This is a genomic window from Vibrio sp. HM8-C (assembly GCF_058630515.1).
The window spans coordinates 1-1,584 of record NZ_JBMMKS010000035.1 but is presented as its reverse complement, the minus strand read 5'-3'; the positions used below and the strand labels follow the sequence as shown (position 1 = coordinate 1,584).

The following is a 1,584-nucleotide window of genomic DNA, read 5'->3' as shown; positions in this document are numbered from 1 at the left end:
GAGAATCTTTACGTAAGGAGGTGATCCAGCGCCAGGTTCCCCTAGCGCTACCTTGTTACGACTTCACCCCAGTCATGAACCACAAAGTGGCAAGCGTCCTCCCGAAGGTTAAACTACCTGCTTCTTTTGCAGCCCACTCCCATGGTGTGACGGGCGGTGTGTACAAGGCCCGGGAACGTATTCACCGTGACATTCTGATTCACGATTACTAGCGATTCCGACTTCATGGAGTCGAGTTGCAGACTCCAATCCGGACTACGACGCACTTTTTGGGATTCGCTTACTCTCGCAAGTTCGCTGCCCTCTGTATGCGCCATTGTAGCACGTGTGTAGCCCTACTCGTAAGGGCCATGATGACTTGACGTCGTCCCCACCTTCCTCCGGTTTATCACCGGCAGTCTCCCTGGAGTTCCCGACATTACTCGCTGGCAAACAAGGATAAGGGTTGCGCTCGTTGCGGGACTTAACCCAACATTTCACAACACGAGCTGACGACAGCCATGCAGCACCTGTCTCAGAGTTCCCGAAGGCACTCCCGCGTCTCCGCAGGATTCTCTGGATGTCAAGAGTAGGTAAGGTTCTTCGCGTTGCATCGAATTAAACCACATGCTCCACCGCTTGTGCGGGCCCCCGTCAATTCATTTGAGTTTTAATCTTGCGACCGTACTCCCCAGGCGGTCTACTTAACGCGTTAGCTCCGAAAGCCACGGCTCAAGGCCACAACCTCCAAGTAGACATCGTTTACGGCGTGGACTACCAGGGTATCTAATCCTGTTTGCTCCCCACGCTTTCGCATCTGAGTGTCAGTATCTGTCCAGGGGGCCGCCTTCGCCACCGGTATTCCTTCAGATCTCTACGCATTTCACCGCTACACCTGAAATTCTACCCCCCTCTACAGTACTCTAGCTTGCCAGTTTCAAATGCTATTCCGAGGTTGAGCCCCGGGCTTTCACATCTGACTTAACAAACCACCTGCATGCGCTTTACGCCCAGTAATTCCGATTAACGCTCGCACCCTCCGTATTACCGCGGCTGCTGGCACGGAGTTAGCCGGTGCTTCTTCTGTAGGTAACGTCAAATGATGCTGCTATTAACAACACCACCTTCCTCCCTACTGAAAGTGCTTTACAACCCGAAGGCCTTCTTCACACACGCGGCATGGCTGCATCAGGCTTGCGCCCATTGTGCAATATTCCCCACTGCTGCCTCCCGTAGGAGTCTGGACCGTGTCTCAGTTCCAGTGTGGCTGATCATCCTCTCAGACCAGCTAGGGATCGTCGCCTTGGTGAGCCATTACCTCACCAACTAGCTAATCCCACCTGGGCATATCCTGACGCGAGAGGCCCGAAGGTCCCCCTCTTTGAGCCGAAGCTATCATGCGGTATTAGCCATCGTTTCCAATGGTTATCCCCCACATCAGGGCAATTTCCCAGGCATTACTCACCCGTCCGCCGCTCGCCACCCAAGGAACAAGTTCCTCTGTGCTGCCGCTCGACTTGCATGTGTTAGGCCTGCCGCCAGCGTTCAATCTGAGCCATGATCAAACTCTTCAATTTAAGATTTTGTCGGCTCAATGAATACTGA

Annotated in this window: 1 rRNA gene; it reads right to left on the bottom strand. The window is 53.6% G+C overall.

What is annotated here, in order from left to right:
- Positions 1–13 precede the first annotated feature (13 nt).
- A 16S ribosomal RNA gene (locus tag ACOSVQ_RS20600) occupies positions 14–1,556 on the bottom strand.
- Positions 1,557–1,584: the final 28 nt, after the last annotated feature.